This window comes from Promicromonospora sp. NPDC050249 (assembly GCF_040656015.1).
Classification (GTDB): Bacteria; Actinomycetota; Actinomycetes; order Actinomycetales; family Cellulomonadaceae; genus Promicromonospora.
Map to the genome: position 1 here is coordinate 1 of NZ_JBFAKY010000060.1, position 15861 is coordinate 15861.

The following is a 15861-nucleotide window of genomic DNA, read 5'->3' on the forward strand; positions in this document are numbered from 1 at the left end:
TGGCGAGACAGAACCGCCAGGGTTCTGTCTCGCCACCGTTCTGTCTCGCCCTGGTTCTATCTCGGCGAAAGCGGTGGGAGGCGGCGGACGAGCTCCTGCAGGACGTCGCTCGTGCCCGCCTCGATCTTCACGGTCGCGTACTTGTCGCCGCGGGTGATGCCGCGGTTCACGATCACCACGGGCTTGCCCTCGTTCGCCGCATGCCGCACGAACCGGAGTCCGCTCATCACGGTCAGGGACGAGCCCGCGACGAGCAGGGCGTCGGCGGAGTCCACCATCGCGAACGCGCGGTCCACGCGCTCGCGCGGCACGTTCTCGCCGAAGTAGACGATCTCCGGCTTGAGCACCCCGCCGCAGAACTCGCAGGGCGCCGGCCGGAAGTGGGCGGTCGACTCGATGACGGCGTCGGCGTCGGGCGCGATCTCGATGTCCGCGACGTCGCCGATCGACTCGAGGAATTCCGGGTTCAGGGCGTCGAGGCGCTCGGCCAGGTGCGTGCGTGAGATGACCCGGCCGCAGGACAGGCAGATCACCCGGTCGTAGCGTCCGTGCAGGTCGATGACGTTGCGCGAGCCCGCGTCCTCGTGCAGCAGGTCCACGTTCTGCGTAATGATCCCGGCGAGGAGGTCGCGCTCCTCCAGGAGGACGAGCGCGCGATGCCCGGCGTTCGGCACGGTCCGGTTCACGTGCTTCCAGCCCACGTGGTTGCGCGCCCAGTAGTGACGGCGGAACTCCTCGTCGCCCACGAACTGCTGGTAGGTCATCGGGTTGCGGGGCGGGGAGTCGGGGCCGCGGTAGTCGGGGATGCCTGAGTCCGTGGAGACCCCTGCGCCCGTGAGCGCGGTGAACCGCAGGCCGGCGAGCACGTCGACGGCGTCGTCCACCGTGGTGCGGGCGACCTCGACGGGCTCCGGCTGCCAGGTGGTGGGTCGGGCTTGAGGGAACACGCTTACGAGGGTATGCCGGGAGAGGTCCGGCGGCGCCGCCATGTGTTCCATTTCGCACCGGACCGCATCCCGCTAGCCTGGGATCTCTTTGTATCGGAACGAGGGGACCGCGTGGGCGACTCAGCGATATCAAGGATCGACAGCACCCTGGCCGGCGACGACTTCGGATGGTCCGTGACCCTCGTCGGCGAGGACCAGTCGGACAAGCTCGCCACCCTCGCCCAGTACCTCGACGACGGGCACTCGAGCACCGGTGACGGCAAGCGCGTCCCGTCGGGGTACGCCTACTGGGGTATCGGTCCCACCATCGCCTGGTTCAACGCCTCGAACGACCCGACCTACATGGTGATCAAGGTCGGCACCGAGATGTTCCGCAGGCAGTGGCGCACCATCTCGCCGCTCGTCACCGACGAGTGCGTGCACCTGGTGAGCCTTGGCGTCGGCACCGGTGCCAAGGACGGGATGTTCCTGGAGACGATGTCGCGAGCCAACCCGTCGATGCTCTACATCCCGATCGACATGAGTGCGGAGATGCTCCGGACGGGCTCTCGCACCGCCGTCCGCGAAGCGCGTTTTCCGCTGGACCGCTCGCTCGGCCTGCAGATCGACCTCTCCCTGGACGGGAACCTCGAGGAGCTCAAGCAGTTCCTCGACCGGCTCGTCGACGACGAGCCGATCCTCTACTCGCTGGTCGGCAACACGGTCGCCAACTTCGACGGTGACGAGGACTTCCTGACCGGCCTCGCCAAGGTGCTCCGTCCACAGGACCGGATGCTCGTCGAGTTCGCGAGCACGGAGAGCCTGTCCGACGTCGCCGTGCGCGACACCGAGGCCGAGTACCGCCAGACCCGCGGGTTCGTGGAGTTCGTCGCGAGCGCCGTCCGCTACAACACCGACCTCAAGGTCGACCTGGAGCACATCAGGTTTACCGGATCGGTCGAGGACGAGAGCATCCTGTTGAAGGTGTTCTGGCAGAACACCGGCTCCGAGGCGATCCGGATGCACGTCCCGGGCAGCCGTCCGATCCGCCTCAAGCCGCAGGACACGATCCGGCTGTACACGACGCGCAAGTACACGACGGAACGCATCGACCAGCTGGTCTCCAGCGCCGGCCTGCGCACCACCCATGTGCAGCGCGAGCACTACCGGCACACGCAGCGGCACAACCCGTTCGGTCTGGAGCTGCGCCTCCTGGCGCCCGACGAGAACGCGCCGGTCCAGCTGCCGACGTTCGACGTGTGGAACTGATGCAGGCGCGGCTGCGCCTGCTGCGGCGACAGGCCCTGGTGGCGTGGTCGAGCCGCCGCTGGGCCCGCCGACGGCGCGTGATCGTCGCCGTGATCACCTATGCCCTTCTCGGCATCGCCTTTGTGCTCGGCATCCTGTGGATACTCGGCGTCGGACCCGAGTGGGAACCCTGGGTCAACTCGCTGACGCTTCTCGCGGGTGTCACCGGGCTCATCGTGGAGCGGCAGAACGCGGAGACCGAACGCCGCTCGGAGGCGGTCGCCTCGCTGGTCTTCGAGCTGCAGCAGAACCGCGCGATCGTCGAGCGCCGGCTCGCCGGGCTCCGGACCGGCGGTATCCGCGTCCTCTCGGTCAGTCCTCGGCTGGCACTGTCCGCCGTCGACGCGGCACTCGCCTCGGGCGTGCTGAGCCGGACGCCCGACAGCCCGCTCGTCGGGCAGCTGCACCGCTGGCGCGAGCAGGTGCAGGGCTACAACTGGCGCCGGGACCTCACCGAGTTCGAGCTCATGCTCATCAAGTACCAGGACACCGCCGCTGGATCGAACCTGTCCAGCCTCGCGAACGAACGGCTGTACCTGCTGCGCCTCCGCACGCTGCTCGACCAGCTGCACCTGGCGCTGCCCCAGGTCTGACGCCGACGACCGCTCAGCCGCGCCGCGCCTCGAAGAACTCGCGGAGCAGCGCCCCGCACTCCGCCTCGCGCACGCCGCCGAGCACCTCCACCTCGTGCAGCGCACGCTGGTCACGCACGAGGTCCCAGACGGACCCGGTGGCGCCCGCCTTCGGGTCCCACGCGCCCAGCACCAGGCGCCGCACCCTGGCCTGCACCAGCGCGCCCGCGCACATCGGGCACGGTTCGAGCGTCACCACCAGCGTGCAGCCGGTCAGGCGCCACTCGCCGCGCGCCGCGGCGGCGGCTCGCATCGCGAGCACCTCGGCATGCGCTGTCGGGTCCCCCGTCGCCTCCCGCTCGTTGTGCCCGACGCCGATGACCCGTCCCGCCTCGTCGAGCACCAGGGCACCGACGGGTACGTCGCCGGTGTCGAGGGCTCGACGCGCCTCGTCGAGGGCAGCGCCCATCCAGCGCTCCCAGTGCGCGCGGCGCTCGGCGACGCTCATCGCGCTCAGGCCCTCCGACGTCTCCGACACACCGCTCACCCTAGTGACCCGGACGTCCGACAACCCGGTGTGGCCCACGCGCGGTGTGGGCCTGACAACGTTCAGGGCCTCCACGCGGTCCTGGCGCGCCACTGCCCGGTAGCGTGGGTCCCATGCGCCTCCACGTCGTCGATCACCCGCTGGTCGCCCACAAGCTGACCGTCCTGCGGGACGAGACAACTGCCTCGCCCACCTTCCGCCTGCTCGTCGACGAGCTCGTCACGCTCCTGGCCTACGAGGCCACGCGGGACATCGCCACCGAGCCGCACGAGGTCAGGACTCCGGTCGCCACCATGACGGGCACCCGCCTCGCGTCGCCGCCGCCACTCGTGGTGCCGATCCTGCGCGCCGGCCTGGGCATGCTCGACGGCATGAGCCGCCTGCTCCCGACGGCGGAGGTCGGGTTCCTCGGACTCGTGCGCGACGAGGAGACGTTCAAGGCCGTCACGTACGCGAACCGCCTGCCCGACGACCTCACCGGCCGGCACGTGTTCCTGATCGACCCGATGCTCGCGACCGGTGGCACCCTGGTCGCCGCCATCGACTACGTGCTGGAGCGTGGCGCCCGCGAGGTGACGGCGGTCTGCCTGCTGGCGGCCCCCGAGGGCATCCAGCTGCTCGAGGAGCACGTGGGCGACCGCGCGAACCTGACCGTCGTCGTGGCCGCGGTGGACGAGCGGCTCAACGAGAAGGCCTACATCGTGCCCGGTCTGGGCGACGCGGGCGACCGCCTGTACGGCATCGTCTGATGCCATGGCCGGTCAGGCTCTGACGCTCAGGCGTCAGGCCTGGTCGTCGGTCTGCTCCTCGGCGGCCTGCTCCTCGGTGCAGGTGCCGTAGTCCTGCCAGGGCCACTGCCACTCACTGCCCAGGGCCGTCGGCGTCGCGCTCTGCGTCGGTTCGCACTCGATGCCGAGGCACGTCGCGCCGTTCACGGCGTACGACCACTCCACCTCGTGGCCCTTGCCCTCGAGCTCACGGAAGAGCCGTACGGTGACCGTGCCCTCGCTGCTGATGGGCGTCTGCCGAGTGAGCGTGAGGGTGGTGGCCTGCCCCGCCGGCACCTGCTGGTCGGCTCCGACGTCGTTGCTGCTCTCGCGGACCAGCACGCCCGTCCAGTCGCGGCCGGTCCGGTTGTCCACGGTCGCCATGAGCTGAACCTGCGAGTCGGCGGAGCACCGGGCCTCGGTGCTGACCGACACGGCCTCGGCGGGCCACTCGAGCTCGGCGCACGACTCGAACGCGACGTTCGTCGTGTCCAGCACCTTGCCTGCGGCCGTTATCTCGGCCGTCTCGGTGCCCCAGACGACCGGGTACTCGATCACCTGCGTCTGTCCGGCCTCCACGGTCCTGGTCACGTCCCCCACGTGGAACCGCACGGGCAGCGTCGACGCCGTGTTGTCGGCCGTGAAGGCGAACTTCTGCACCGAGCGGTCCTGCTCGGCGTCGAACTCGCAGGCCCCCACCATCACGGGCCTGTCGCCCAACGCCGGGGCGATGGTCGCGGCGTCGTAGTGCGCCGTCGGGTTGTCCTTGGACACGACCGCCTCGGCAGGCGCGTCGCCGTCCTCGTCCTTGCCGTCCCGTGAGAGGCGGAAGACCGCCTCCCCCTCGGGAACGATTACGCGCCCCGTGTCCACCGTGAATGTCACGGTGCCGCCTGCCGCCACGGTAAGAGGATCGGACTCAAGGTCGGTGCCGCCCGACGGCACGGTCATGACAGCGGTCATGGTCTCGTCCGACGTGTTGGTCAGCTTGCCCTCGACGACCACCGTGCCGCTCAGGTTGACAGTCCGCGCACTCACCTCGGTCGACCACGACGGCGTGTAGCAGTCAGCTGCCTGGTGGTCACCCGCAGGCACAGGGGTCTTGTAGGACCGGCCGTCCACATCGGTGGCCAGGACGAAGACCGCCTGACCCGCCGGGACCCGCAGACCGTCGTGCGCCGTCAGCTCGATGGACTCGCCGGGTGTGAGGCTCTTACCCGTGGAAGCACTGGTGCCGGCCGCCTGGAGGGCCACCCGTACCGCGCGCTGAGTCGTGTTGGTGTACGTGCCGGTCACCACGGCGTCGGCGGTGCCGGCTCCACCCTTGGCGAGGCAGGAGGCCGTGACCGTGCCCACGCCGTCCGTGGCATTCGCCCAGGCGGACGTCACGGTCACCGTCGCGGTGGTGGAGTACGCGTAACCCCCGGTGACGACCGGGCGGATGTTGGCGACGCCGAGCTCCGTGGCCTCCGCCGACGAAGCCTCGACCACCGACGTGACGTTCAGCGCTACGGCGCGGGCGTCACCGGGCGCGACCGGTGTCGCCGCGTCGGTGCCCGCGTGCGGGGCACAGAACCAGGCGTTCGGTGACTCCGCGGCCGAGCAGGTCAGCTCGGGCTGCTCCCCGGCCGGCCTGACGCCGTCGGGCAGCGACACCTCGACACCCCAGTCAGCGGGGACCGTGCGGTCGCCGGTGCTGTTGACGCGGATCGGCAGCGCCGCGGTCCCCGGGCTGCCCAGCGAGACGTTGTCGGTCGACGCGGACAGCTCCGGACCGAACGGCGCGACCGTGCGGTCCGCGAGATCGATCGTCACGTGGTCGAGACCGTCGGCCCACACCTCGGCGCCGATGGGGTAGTCACCACCGGCGTTGGCCCGGACGGGCACCTCGACGCGGTGCGCCTGTCCCGGTGCGACCTCGCCGAGCGAGCAGAGCAGCACGTTCGCCTGCTCGGTCGGGTTACAGGCGATCGGGCCGTCGTTCGGGAGCGGTCCCACCGTTGCGGGGGCGCTCGGCGACGCACTCGGCTCGGCCTGCGTCTCGCCGTCGGACGAGCTCTCGGGATCCGGATCCGTGCCGTCGGCGCTGTTCTCGCCCGCGCCGGCGTCGGGCGTCGGCGTCTCGGCGTCGTCGGCTCCCTCTGTCGGCTCCGCGGTGTCCCGGACGAGCCGTCCTCCCACGCCTGTGCCGAACGGACCTTCGTCCGGCGTCATGGTCAGACCGTGGGGAAGCGTGAGCTCCAGCTGCGTACCTGTCGCGGCGACCTCGCCCGCGTTCGTGATGGTGAACCCCAGGATCTGGTGCTCGCGGGGAACCAGCGGGTCCGAGGCGTCGGTGTAGTCGACACGAAGAACTGCCTGCGTGCTCGGGTCCGGCTCGAGGTTGTTCTCGGACGGCGCCACCGGCTTGCCGTTGATCTCCTCGGCACCGGGCAGCCCACGGCCGTCCTCGGTGCTGATCACCCTGTCGGCGGCCACCGGCTCGGGGTCGCCGGGGCCCGCGATCTGCAGCGCCGCGACCACGCTGACGGCGGCGACGGCGATCGCGCCGGCCGCCACGCTGCCGCCCGTCGCCGCGGCGAACGCACTGGCGGTGGCGGAGACCGCGGAGGACACCACACCCGAGAACGTGCCGGTCGAGGCAGCACCGACGGTCGCTGTCGCCGCCGGCGCGCTTCCGACGGCCGCGCCCGCGCCCGCCTTGGCCGCGACGACGATGCCACCGATCGGCGCACCCGCGCCGACGAGAGCCAGACCGCCCGCACCGAGCACCAGCGGGGCGATGACCGTCTTCATGCCGTGCGCGACGTCGTGCAGCTCGAGCACCAGAGCGCTGCAGGTGCCGCAGGTCGCCAGGTGGTCGGCGATCTTCGTGGTCTCCCGCTTGGACAGGCTGTCCCGCACGTACCCGCCGAGGAGCGGGTTCACGGAGCGGCACGTGTCCGAGGGGGCGTGCGTCAGGTGCTGCTGCAGGTAGCCGGCGCGCAGCGCTTCCTTGGCCCGGTAGAGCAGTGCCGAGACGCCGTTGGGGCTGAGACCCAGCACCGGCGCCACCTGCGCGGGCTTCAGGTCGTCGACCAGTACGTACCAGAGCACCTCGCGCCAGCGCTCGGGGAGGTCGAAGTAGGCCTTGGAGACGACGCTGCGCTCGAAGCCGGCGAGCGCGGGGTCCTCGTCGGATGCGACCCGGCCGACCACCGACTCGATCTCGTCGTCGGTGCTGGGCCGCGTCCGCGCGGCACCGCGGGAGACGTCGAACGACCGGTGGCGGACCACTGTGTACAGGTAGGGACGGAACCCTGCGTCGGGGCCGGCGCCGCGGCGAAGCATCTCAAAAAGCTTGCTGAAGGCGTCCGCGACGACATCGTCGGCGTCTGCGGGCGAGACGTACTGACGCGCGAGCGCGCGCGCGGCCCCCGCGTGGCGCTCGTAGAGCACGCCGAAAGCCTCGCGATCACCCGACCTGACCTGCAGGATCAGTTCCGCGTCACTCGGGGTTTCCCCTGTGCTGCTCTCGGCTTGTTTCACGTCTACCCAGACTCTCGGCCGTGTCCCTGCCCAAGACTATAGAGCCACACCGCCATCTTAGGGGCTGAAAAAAACATTACCAGGATGATCTTCGGGTGAAGTGCGGTACACCACCCCTGAAGGTGCGTCATGATTGGTCTCCGTGAGGGTCCCTTCATCATGAGCGAGTCACAGCAGGAGGCGCAGGTGCGAGTGCATGACCTGCGCGAGCGGTGGCGCGCCAGCAGTCTGGCCTCGGTCTGGATCCGACCGAACGACTGGGAGCACCCGGCCGCTGAAGCGCTGGCAGAGGCATTGGCTGAGGGCCGCGGAGTGATAGCTCCCGCGGAGCGTCTTGGCGCCGCGCGGGCCGCCGTCGGCGCCGGGATCACCGAGGCGCTGGACGACGTCGCCTGTCTGTATGCCGCGTTCGGCCGCCCCACCGACGTCGGCGCGCTGCGCGCCGCGGCGATCGGCTGGGTAGGAGAGCGCGAGCGGGTCCCCTATCAGGTGGCCACGCACGACCCGTCGACAGGCCTGCCGACCGGCGAGTACCTGGGCGAGCGCCTGCGCGAGACCTACGGCACCGCGCAACGCTCCGGCTCCACCGCAGGGACCACCCACTGCCTGCTGGTGCTCGACGTCGGCCTCGACAGCCTCGACACCTGGCAGCGGCTCGCGCGCTCTGCGGCGATCGGTCGCACCCTGCACCAGGTCTTCGGTGAGGGCCATCCGATGGCCGCCGTCGGCGACGGCACCTTCGTGGTGCTGTGCGAGCGCGGCCCCGCCACCGCGGAGCTGGGTCAGTCGCTGCGCCGCGTGGTGGAACGCAACGCGGAGGTGCTCGGCCTCACCACCGAGGTACGCAGGCCGACCCGGGTCTGGGTGGAGCGCCTGCCGGGGACGCACGACGACGCGCTGCTCCTGCTGGACCACCTGGCTCGCTGAGCCGCCGAACCGCGGACATCGAACAAAGAGCGAGAGCGCCCGCTCACCGTCGAGCGGGCGCTCTGCCTCGTTCTGTCTCTACTTCGTTCTGTCTCTACTTCGTTCTGCCTCTGCCTCGTTCCAGCCCTGCCGCTTTCTACAGGGCCGGTCGGCGCTCCTGGAAGGTGAGGCAGTCGGCGTGCCCCGGCTGCTCGGGCCCGGCGCCCACACGGATCGACGAGGCGCCGCACTCCAGGTGGTCGTTGTGCACGCACTCGCCGCGCTGGCAGGCTCCGACGTGGGCGATGACCTTGTCGAGGCCGCCCTTGGTGCTCAGCGGGATGAACGTCGCACAGGAGGCGTCACCTTCGTGACCTGCGATGGTGACGGCGCCGGCGTGGCAGCCGTGGTCGTGGTTGTAGCCGCAGCCGTCGATCGAGCACTCGGCGACCTCAGGCATTTCCATCAGCGTGCTCATGACTCACTCCTCGTTGGTGCGCTGGAACCTCCGGAAGAGCTCGATCATATTCCGGAAATGCAGAACGCGTAGAGCAAGGAATGCCTTACCTATCTTTTCGCGCGCATTCTTGATTAACGAAAGAATTGCGTTACCGAAATTGGCCGGCGATCGGGAGCACTCAGTCCTCGCGCCGAGGAGTCGGCCGCCAGAGCACCACTGCTCCACCGCCCACGCCGCGATGCTCGAGGTCGACGCGCATCGCCGCGCTCCGGACCCGCTGGCCCCGTTGCACGACGACGACGTCGCCGGCAGCCGGACCCGCGGCGAACACACGCCCTTCCTCCTGGACCCGCATCAGCAGGTCACCGAGGCGTTCCTCGAGGACCGAGACGTGCGCCTCGAGGGCGAGGATGCGCTTGATACCGGCCAGGTTGATGCCCTCGACCTGCGCGAGCCGCTGTACCTGCAGAAGGCGCGCCACATCCCGGCGCGAGTAGCGGCGGCCGCGGCCACGGGTGCGCCGGGGTACCACCAGGCCGAGCCGGTCGTACTGGCGCAGCGTCTGCGGGTGCATACCCGCCAGCTCCGCTGCCTTGGAGACGGTGAGCACGGGTGCGTCGTCGTCGACCATGCGCCCCTCCCTGTCTCATCGCTCGGAACTGCGTGCGGGCAGGTTAACCGACCGCGGCACGGTGGGGACCGTGCCCCACCGCGCCGGACGTCATTCCATCGCCCGCTCGGCCAGACTGGCGCGCACGTCCTCGCCGTCGCTCTCCGCGGCGAACGTCTCGATCGCCTGCTTGGCCTTCTTGCTCAGCTTCTGCGGAACGACCACCTGAACGCTGACGAGCAGGTCGCCGTTCGCGGTCGCCGTCTGCACGCCGCGCCCCTTGACACGCAGCGACCGTCCCGACGGGGTCCCCGCAGGCACCTTCAGCCGGACGGCCGAGCCGTCCAGGGTCGGTACCTCCAGCGTGGTCCCGAGTGCGGCCTCGGCGAACGTGACGGGCACGGTCATGCGCAGGTCGAGCCCGTCCAGCGTCCAGACGGGATGGGGCGTCACGTGCACCGTGACCACCAGGTCACCCGCGGGGCCACCGGCGACGCCCGGCTTGCCCTTGCCGCGCAGCCGGATCTTCTTGCCGTCGTTGATCCCCGCGGGGATCCGGGCGGTGATGGTGCGGCCGTTGACGTCCAGCTCGGCAGTCGTGCCCTCCACTGCCGCACGGAACGGCAGCGTGACCTGCGCGACGACGTCGGCACCCTTGGTCGGCGCGCCGAACCCCGTCGGGCCGGCCGAACCGTAGGCGGACCGGCCCCCGGCGCCGAACATCGAACCGAGGATGTCCTCGAAGCCCGGGGCGGCGGCGCCGCCCTGCGAATAGCGGACCCGTGGCCCGCCCCGGCCGGCGGGACCCTGCCCACCGCCGAACATGGCGCCCATGATGTCCTCGAAACCGCCCGCCCCGGCACCGCCGGGCCCGGCGGAGAAGCGAGCGCCGCCGGCCATCGCGCGCACCGCGTCGTACTGCCTGCGCTGCTCCGGGTCGGACAGCACCGAGTACGCCTCGCCGATCTCCTTGAACCTGGTCTCGGCGGACGCGTTGCCCTGGTTCTGGTCGGGATGGTGCTGACGCGCCAGCTTGCGGTAGGCCTTCTTGATGGCCGCGTCGTCGGCGTCCTTCGGCACGCCCAGCACGGCGTAGAAGTCCTTCTCCATCCAGTCCTGACCGGTCATGGCACCTCCTTCCGCGTCTTCCGCGTCGAACCGGTGGTCGTGCTCGTCGGGACCTGGATCCCGACGAGCACGACCACCGGTAGATCACTCAGGTCCGACGACGCCCACGCGTGCCGCCCGGACCACCTTCTCGCCGATCTTGTACCCGGGCTCCACCACGAGGTTCACCGTGGAGGCCGTCGCGTCAGCGTCGGTCGAGTGCATGAGCGCCTCGTGCAGGTTGGGGTCGAACTCCTCCCCCACCTTGCCGAACCGCTCGACGCCGAACTTCTGCAGGCTCTGGTCGAGCTTCTCCGCGATCGCCGCCATGGTGCCGCTCAGCTCGCCGTGCTGCTTCGCGCGCTCGACGTCGTCGAGCACGGGCAGCAGCGCGGCCAGCACGTCCTGCACACCCCGGTTCCGTGCGGCCTCCTGGTCGCGCAGAGCCCGGTTGCGGTAGTTCGTGAAGCTGGCCCGCTCGCGCTGCAGCGCGTCCAGGTGCTCCGCGGCCTCGGCCTTCGCCTTGAGGACCTCGGAGGCCTCTGCCGCCTCACCGGACGGCTCGAAGTCGAGTCCTTCCAGCGGGTCGGCGTCGGTCTCGGCAGGCTGAGCCACCGGGGCGGCCTCGTCGTCCGAGGCAGGCCCGTCCACCGAGGCAGACTCGTCCGACGGTTCGGCCGGACGGCTCTGCTCGCCGGAGTTGTTCACCTTGCGCTTGTCCGTGAAGTGGAAGGGGTGCTCCTCCGAGCCCTCGGGCTCAGGGGTCCCCTGCGGGTTCTCTTCGGTCACTTGCGCTCTTCCTCGTCGTCCACGATCTCGGCGTCGACGACGTCATCGTCAGCGGCGGACTGGGCGTTCGCCTGCGGTGCGCCGTCGGCGCTCTGCGGCGCCGCCTGCTCGGACGCGTACAGCGCCTCGCCGATCTTCTGCGAGGAGGCGCCGAGCTTCTCGTACGAGGTCTTGACCGCGTCGGCGTCCTCGCCCTCGAGCGCGGACTTGACCGCGGCGATGTCCGCCTCGACCTCGGTGACGACCTCTGCGGGGAGCTTGTCGCGGTTGTCCGCGATCTGCTTCTCCATGGAGTACGCGAAGGCCTCGGCCTGGTTGCGGGTGTCCGCCTCCTCGCGACGCTTCTTGTCCTCCTCGGCGTGCAGCTCCGCGTCCTTGACCATGCGGTCGATGTCGTCCTTGGGCAGGGCCGAACCGCCGGTGATCTTCATCGACTGCTCCATGCCCGTGCCGCGGTCCTTGGCGGACACGTGCACGATGCCGTTGGCGTCGATGTCGAACGTGACCTCGATCTGCGGCACGCCACGCGGGGCCGGTGCGATACCGGTGAGCTCGAAGACGCCCAGCGGCTTGTTGTCGCGCGTGAACTCACGCTCGCCCTGGAACACCTGGATCGCCACGGACGGCTGGTTGTCGTCAGCGGTGGAGAAGACCTCGCTGCGCTTGGTCGGGATGGCCGTGTTGCGCTCGATGAGCTTGGTCATCACGCCACCCTTGGTCTCGATGCCGAGGGACAGCGGGGTGACGTCGATCAGCAGGACGTCCTTGCGGTCACCGGTGATGACGCCGGCCTGCAGGGCGGCGCCGACGGCGACGACCTCGTCCGGGTTGACACCCTTGTTGGGCTCGCGGCCGCCGGTGAGCTCCTTGATGACGTCGCTCACGGCGGGCATGCGGGTGGAGCCACCCACGAGCACGACGTGGTCGATGTCCGAGACGGAGATGCCCGCATCACGGATCACGGCGTGGAACGGCGCCTTGGTCCGGTCGATGAGGTCCTGCGTCATCTGCTGGAACTGAGCGCGCGTGAGCTTCTCGTCCAGGTGGATGGGGCCGTTCTCGCTCATCGACAGGTACTGCATCGAGATGTTGGTGCTCGTCGAGGACGAGAGCTCCTTCTTGGCCTGCTCGGACGCCTCGCGGAGCCGCTGGAGCGCGATCTTGTCCTTCGACAGGTCGACGCCCGAGGAGTTCTTCACCTGCTTGATGAGGTACTCCACGACGCGCTGGTCCCAGTCGTCACCACCGAGGCGGTTGTCACCGGAGGTGGCGCGCACCTGGATGGTCGAGAAGTCGTCCTCGTCCTTGCCCACCTCGAGCAGGGAGACGTCGAACGTGCCACCACCGAGGTCGAAGACGAGGATGAGCTCGTCCTCCTTGCCCTTGTCCAGGCCGTAGGCGAGGGCGGCCGCGGTGGGCTCGTTGACGATGCGCTTGACGTCGAGGCCCGCGATCTGGCCCGCGTCCTTCGTGGCCTGGCGCTCGGCGTCGTTGAAGTACGCCGGGACCGTGATCACGGCCTCCGTGACGGGCTCGCCGAGGTACTCCTCGGCGTCGCGCTTGAGCTTGCCCAGGATGCGGGCCGAGATCTCCTGCGGCGTGTACTTCTTGTCGTCGATGCTCACGGTCCAGTCGGTGCCCATGTGGCGCTTGACCGACGAGATGGTGCGGTCGACGTTGGTGACCGCCTGACGCTTGGCGACCTCACCGACCAGCACCTCGCCGGTCTTGGAGAACGCGACCACCGACGGGGTGGTCCGCGAGCCCTCCGCGTTGGCGATGACGGTGGGCTCTCCACCCTCGAGGACGGTCACCACCGAGTTCGTGGTGCCGAGGTCGATACCTACTGAGCGTGCCATGTGACTGCCTTCCTCCGACAGATTGAGTCTTCTGCACTCAACTTAGGCCGGAGCTCGCCTGGAAGCAAGCCCGCACCCACAAAGTTGAGTCCACTTCACTCAACCTCCTTCGGGACCGGAAAGTTCCCGGCCGGGCGCCTCCGGGCGCAGGACCACGTTGACCTGCGCAGACGCCGCCCCCGAGAGCGCAGGATTATGGTGGCGCCATGCCCTTCGAGACCGCTCTGACCGACGACGTCACACTCCGGGAGCTGACCAAGGACGACGCGGAGGCGGTCGCTCGCGCCTACGTGCGCAACCGTGAGCACCTCGCCCCCTGGGAGCCCGCTCGCCCCGAGGCGTTCTACACGGAGGAGTGGCACAAGGAGCACCTCTGGGCGCAGGTGCTGGAGAACTCCACCGGGCGGGCCCTGTACACGGTGCTCGAGGTGGACGGCGAGATCGTGGGCAGGCTGAACCTCACCGACATCGTGCGGGGCGCCTTCGAGAACGGCCATGTCGGCTACTGGCTGGACGCCCGGTTCACCGGCCAGGGCCTGATGACCCGCGCCATCGAGGCGCTGGTGGAGCATGCAAGGGACGAGCTGGGCCTGCACCGTCTGCAGGCCGCGACGCTCCCCCACAACGAGGCGTCGCAGTCCGTGCTGACCCGTGTGGGCTTCGAGCGGATCGGCTTCGCACCGGGGTACCTGAGGATCGCGGGGCAGTGGCAGGACCACGTCCTGTTCCAGCTGCTCCTGCACGCCGGCTGACCACCACGCGGTGCGACACGCCGTCGTCGGCCTTGTTTCGCCCCTGTCAACGGGCGCGACGCCCTGACCTGCGGTACACAAGGGTGCACGACCGAGGCCACAGGGGTGGGGGCATCGGACGCGTACCCCGCGGGCCTGCCCGCGGGTGCCTGATGCCCGGGACCCCGGGCCTCTACGGGGGGAGACCACCATGGCAAGCATCCACGGAAGCTCGTTGTCGATTGCGCTCCTGACAGCCTTGCTCGATCCCGAGGAGGACGGTCTCAGGTCACCTCACGTCCAGGACCTCCTGCAGGAGGCGCTCGAGACCCGCGAGGACGCGCGGGACGTGATCGTCGCGCTGCTCGCCTCGTCCGGCTCGATGCTGCGGCAGATCAGCTACCACAACGAGCAGGAGCCGCTCGAGTCCCTGCAGAAGGTCGCCCTGGGCTTCCAGCGCAAGGTCGTGCAGCTGCCCAGCTGAGTCAGCGCGCGGTCCGCGTCGCCACCGACTCGGCGTCCCGCAGCAGGCGGAGTGCGTTACCGCTGGTCAGCTTGCCAAGGTCGGCATCGGACCAGCCGTTGTCGGCGAGCGCCGCGAGCAGACGGGGATAGCCCGTCACGTCCTCCAGCCCTTCGGGCAGGGTGGGCGTCCCGTCGTAGTCGCCGCCGAGTCCCACGTGGTCGACGCCTGCGACCTCGCGGACGTGCTCGACGTGCGCGACGACGTCGGCCAGCGTGGTGCGGGGCTGCGGGTGCCGGGACCGCCACTCGGCGATGAACGGCTCGAACGCACCGAGGTCGGTGTTCTTGATGCCCTGGGCCGCTGCCGCCTCGGCGCCGGTCGCCCGCCACTCGGCGACGGCGGGCGACACGAACTGCGGCACGAACGTCACCATGCAGACGCCGCCGTTGGTCGCGAGCGTGGTCAGGACGTCGTCGGGCACGTTGCGGGGGACGTCGCAGACGGCGCGGGCGCTGGAGTGGCTGAAGACGACGGGTGCCGAGGTCACTCGCAGGGCGTGGCGCATGGTGCCGGCGGAGGTGTGCGAGAGGTCCACGAGCATGCCCAGGCGGTTCATCTCGCGCACGACGTCCTCGCCGAACGGGGAGAGCCCGCCCAGCACCTCGTCGTCGGTGGCCGAGTCGGCCCACGGCACGTTGTCGTTGTGCGTGAGGGTCATGTAGCGCACTCCGAGCGCGTGGAGCATGCGCAGCACGCCGAGCGACCCGTCGATGGAGTGGCCGCCCTCCGCGCCCATGAGCGAGGCGATCCGCCCGTCGGCCCAGGCCTGCTCGACGTCGGCGGCGGTCAGGGCGAGCCGGAGCGTGTCCGGGTACTTCCGCACCATGCGGTGCACGCAGTCGATCTGCTCGAGGGTCGCGGTGACCGCCGCCCCGCCGGCGAGCTGTGCGGGCACGTAGACGGACCAGAACTGGGCGCCCACGCCGCCGTCGCGCAGGCGCGGCAGGTCGGTGTGGGTCGCGGTGAGCCGCTGGGCGATGTCGACGGCGTCGAGGTCGTAGAACGACTGCTCCCGCAGCGCCCAGGGGAGGTCGTTGTGGCCGTCCCAGACAGGGTGCTTCTCGAGGAGCGCGGTGAGGCGGTCGGCAGTCGTCGTCATGCGGACGACGCTATCGCGCTGCCGCGTCGCCCGGCCCGGCCGGGTAGGGGTCAGGCGTGGGGGGGGCCCCGGGGGGCGGGGCCGCGGGCCGCCAAAAGCGGGGGGGGGGGAGGCAAACCCCGGACC

The 15861-nt window shown here is 70.2% G+C and carries 15 protein-coding genes; 6 read left to right on the forward strand and 9 right to left on the reverse strand.

All coding sequences use genetic code 11. The features are described from left to right. Positions 1 to 56 precede the first annotated feature (56 nt). Positions 57 to 884 (reverse strand): Sir2 family NAD-dependent protein deacetylase, encoded by an 828-nt coding sequence (locus AB0I32_RS26345; RefSeq protein ID WP_357511545.1) that lies wholly within the window; start codon positions 882 to 884, stop codon positions 57 to 59. 174 nt (positions 885 to 1058) lie between these two features. On the opposite strand from AB0I32_RS26345, the gene AB0I32_RS26350 reads away from it, so the two are divergent. Continuing rightward, a complete protein-coding gene (locus AB0I32_RS26350) occupies positions 1059 to 2195 on the forward strand; it encodes an L-histidine N(alpha)-methyltransferase (RefSeq protein WP_357511523.1) in 1137 nt (378 codons plus the stop codon). After that, positions 2186 to 2827: a hypothetical protein gene (locus tag AB0I32_RS26355; protein WP_357511525.1), complete on the forward strand. Its 642-nt coding sequence runs from the start codon at positions 2186 to 2188 to the stop codon at positions 2825 to 2827. The genes AB0I32_RS26350 and AB0I32_RS26355 overlap by 10 nt, the downstream gene beginning before the upstream one ends. Before the next feature lie 13 nt (positions 2828 to 2840). Here AB0I32_RS26355 and AB0I32_RS26360 read toward each other — a convergent pair whose 3' ends face one another. After that, positions 2841 to 3314, reverse strand: coding sequence for a nucleoside deaminase (locus tag AB0I32_RS26360; RefSeq protein WP_357511547.1), 474 nt, complete (start codon positions 3312 to 3314; stop codon positions 2841 to 2843). Positions 3315 to 3466: 152 nt separating this feature from the next. On the opposite strand from AB0I32_RS26360, the gene upp reads away from it, so the two are divergent. Then, the gene (gene upp / locus AB0I32_RS26365) at positions 3467 to 4102 is read left to right on the forward strand and encodes a uracil phosphoribosyltransferase (protein ID WP_357511527.1); all 636 of its coding nucleotides are present in this window, start codon (positions 3467 to 3469) and stop codon (positions 4100 to 4102) included. 33 nt (positions 4103 to 4135) lie between these two features. Here upp and AB0I32_RS26370 read toward each other — a convergent pair whose 3' ends face one another. Further along, complete coding sequence (locus AB0I32_RS26370) at positions 4136 to 7558, reverse strand: sigma-70 family RNA polymerase sigma factor (RefSeq protein WP_357511529.1); 3423 nt, start codon at positions 7556 to 7558, stop codon at positions 4136 to 4138. 249 nt (positions 7559 to 7807) lie between these two features. On the opposite strand from AB0I32_RS26370, the gene AB0I32_RS26375 reads away from it, so the two are divergent. After that, positions 7808 to 8575 (forward strand): hypothetical protein, encoded by a 768-nt coding sequence (locus AB0I32_RS26375; RefSeq protein ID WP_357511531.1) that lies wholly within the window; start codon positions 7808 to 7810, stop codon positions 8573 to 8575. A gap of 136 nt (positions 8576 to 8711) precedes the next feature. Here AB0I32_RS26375 and AB0I32_RS26380 read toward each other — a convergent pair whose 3' ends face one another. From AB0I32_RS26380 to dnaK, 5 genes are all read right to left on the reverse strand, one after another. After that, on the reverse strand, positions 8712 to 9032 hold the full coding sequence (locus AB0I32_RS26380) for a DUF1540 domain-containing protein (RefSeq protein ID WP_357451337.1): 321 nt from the start codon (positions 9030 to 9032) through the stop codon (positions 8712 to 8714). Positions 9033 to 9192: 160 nt separating this feature from the next. Beyond that, entirely contained in the window at positions 9193 to 9645 is a 453-nt protein-coding gene (locus tag AB0I32_RS26385) for a MerR family transcriptional regulator (protein ID WP_357511533.1), read from the reverse strand. A 90-nt stretch (positions 9646 to 9735) separates the two neighbouring features. Beyond that, on the reverse strand, positions 9736 to 10752 hold the full coding sequence (locus tag AB0I32_RS26390) for a DnaJ C-terminal domain-containing protein (protein WP_357511535.1): 1017 nt from the start codon (positions 10750 to 10752) through the stop codon (positions 9736 to 9738). Positions 10753 to 10836: 84 nt separating this feature from the next. Continuing rightward, complete coding sequence (gene grpE / locus AB0I32_RS26395; protein WP_357511537.1) at positions 10837 to 11520, reverse strand: nucleotide exchange factor GrpE; 684 nt, start codon at positions 11518 to 11520, stop codon at positions 10837 to 10839. Then, positions 11517 to 13379, reverse strand: a complete 1863-nt coding sequence (dnaK, locus tag AB0I32_RS26400) for a molecular chaperone DnaK (RefSeq protein WP_357511539.1) — start codon at positions 13377 to 13379, stop codon at positions 11517 to 11519. Before dnaK ends, grpE begins: the two co-directional genes overlap by 4 nt. 206 nt (positions 13380 to 13585) lie before the next feature. Between dnaK and AB0I32_RS26405 the strand changes: the two genes are divergently transcribed. Next, positions 13586 to 14131 (forward strand): GNAT family N-acetyltransferase, encoded by a 546-nt coding sequence (locus AB0I32_RS26405; RefSeq protein WP_357511541.1) that lies wholly within the window; start codon positions 13586 to 13588, stop codon positions 14129 to 14131. A 190-nt stretch (positions 14132 to 14321) separates the two neighbouring features. Beyond that, entirely contained in the window at positions 14322 to 14594 is a 273-nt protein-coding gene (locus AB0I32_RS26410; RefSeq protein ID WP_026366117.1) for a hypothetical protein, read from the forward strand. A 1-nt stretch (position 14595) separates the two neighbouring features. Here AB0I32_RS26410 and AB0I32_RS26415 read toward each other — a convergent pair whose 3' ends face one another. Further along, positions 14596 to 15735, reverse strand: a complete 1140-nt coding sequence (locus AB0I32_RS26415) for a dipeptidase (RefSeq protein ID WP_357511543.1) — start codon at positions 15733 to 15735, stop codon at positions 14596 to 14598. Positions 15736 to 15861 lie beyond the last annotated feature (126 nt).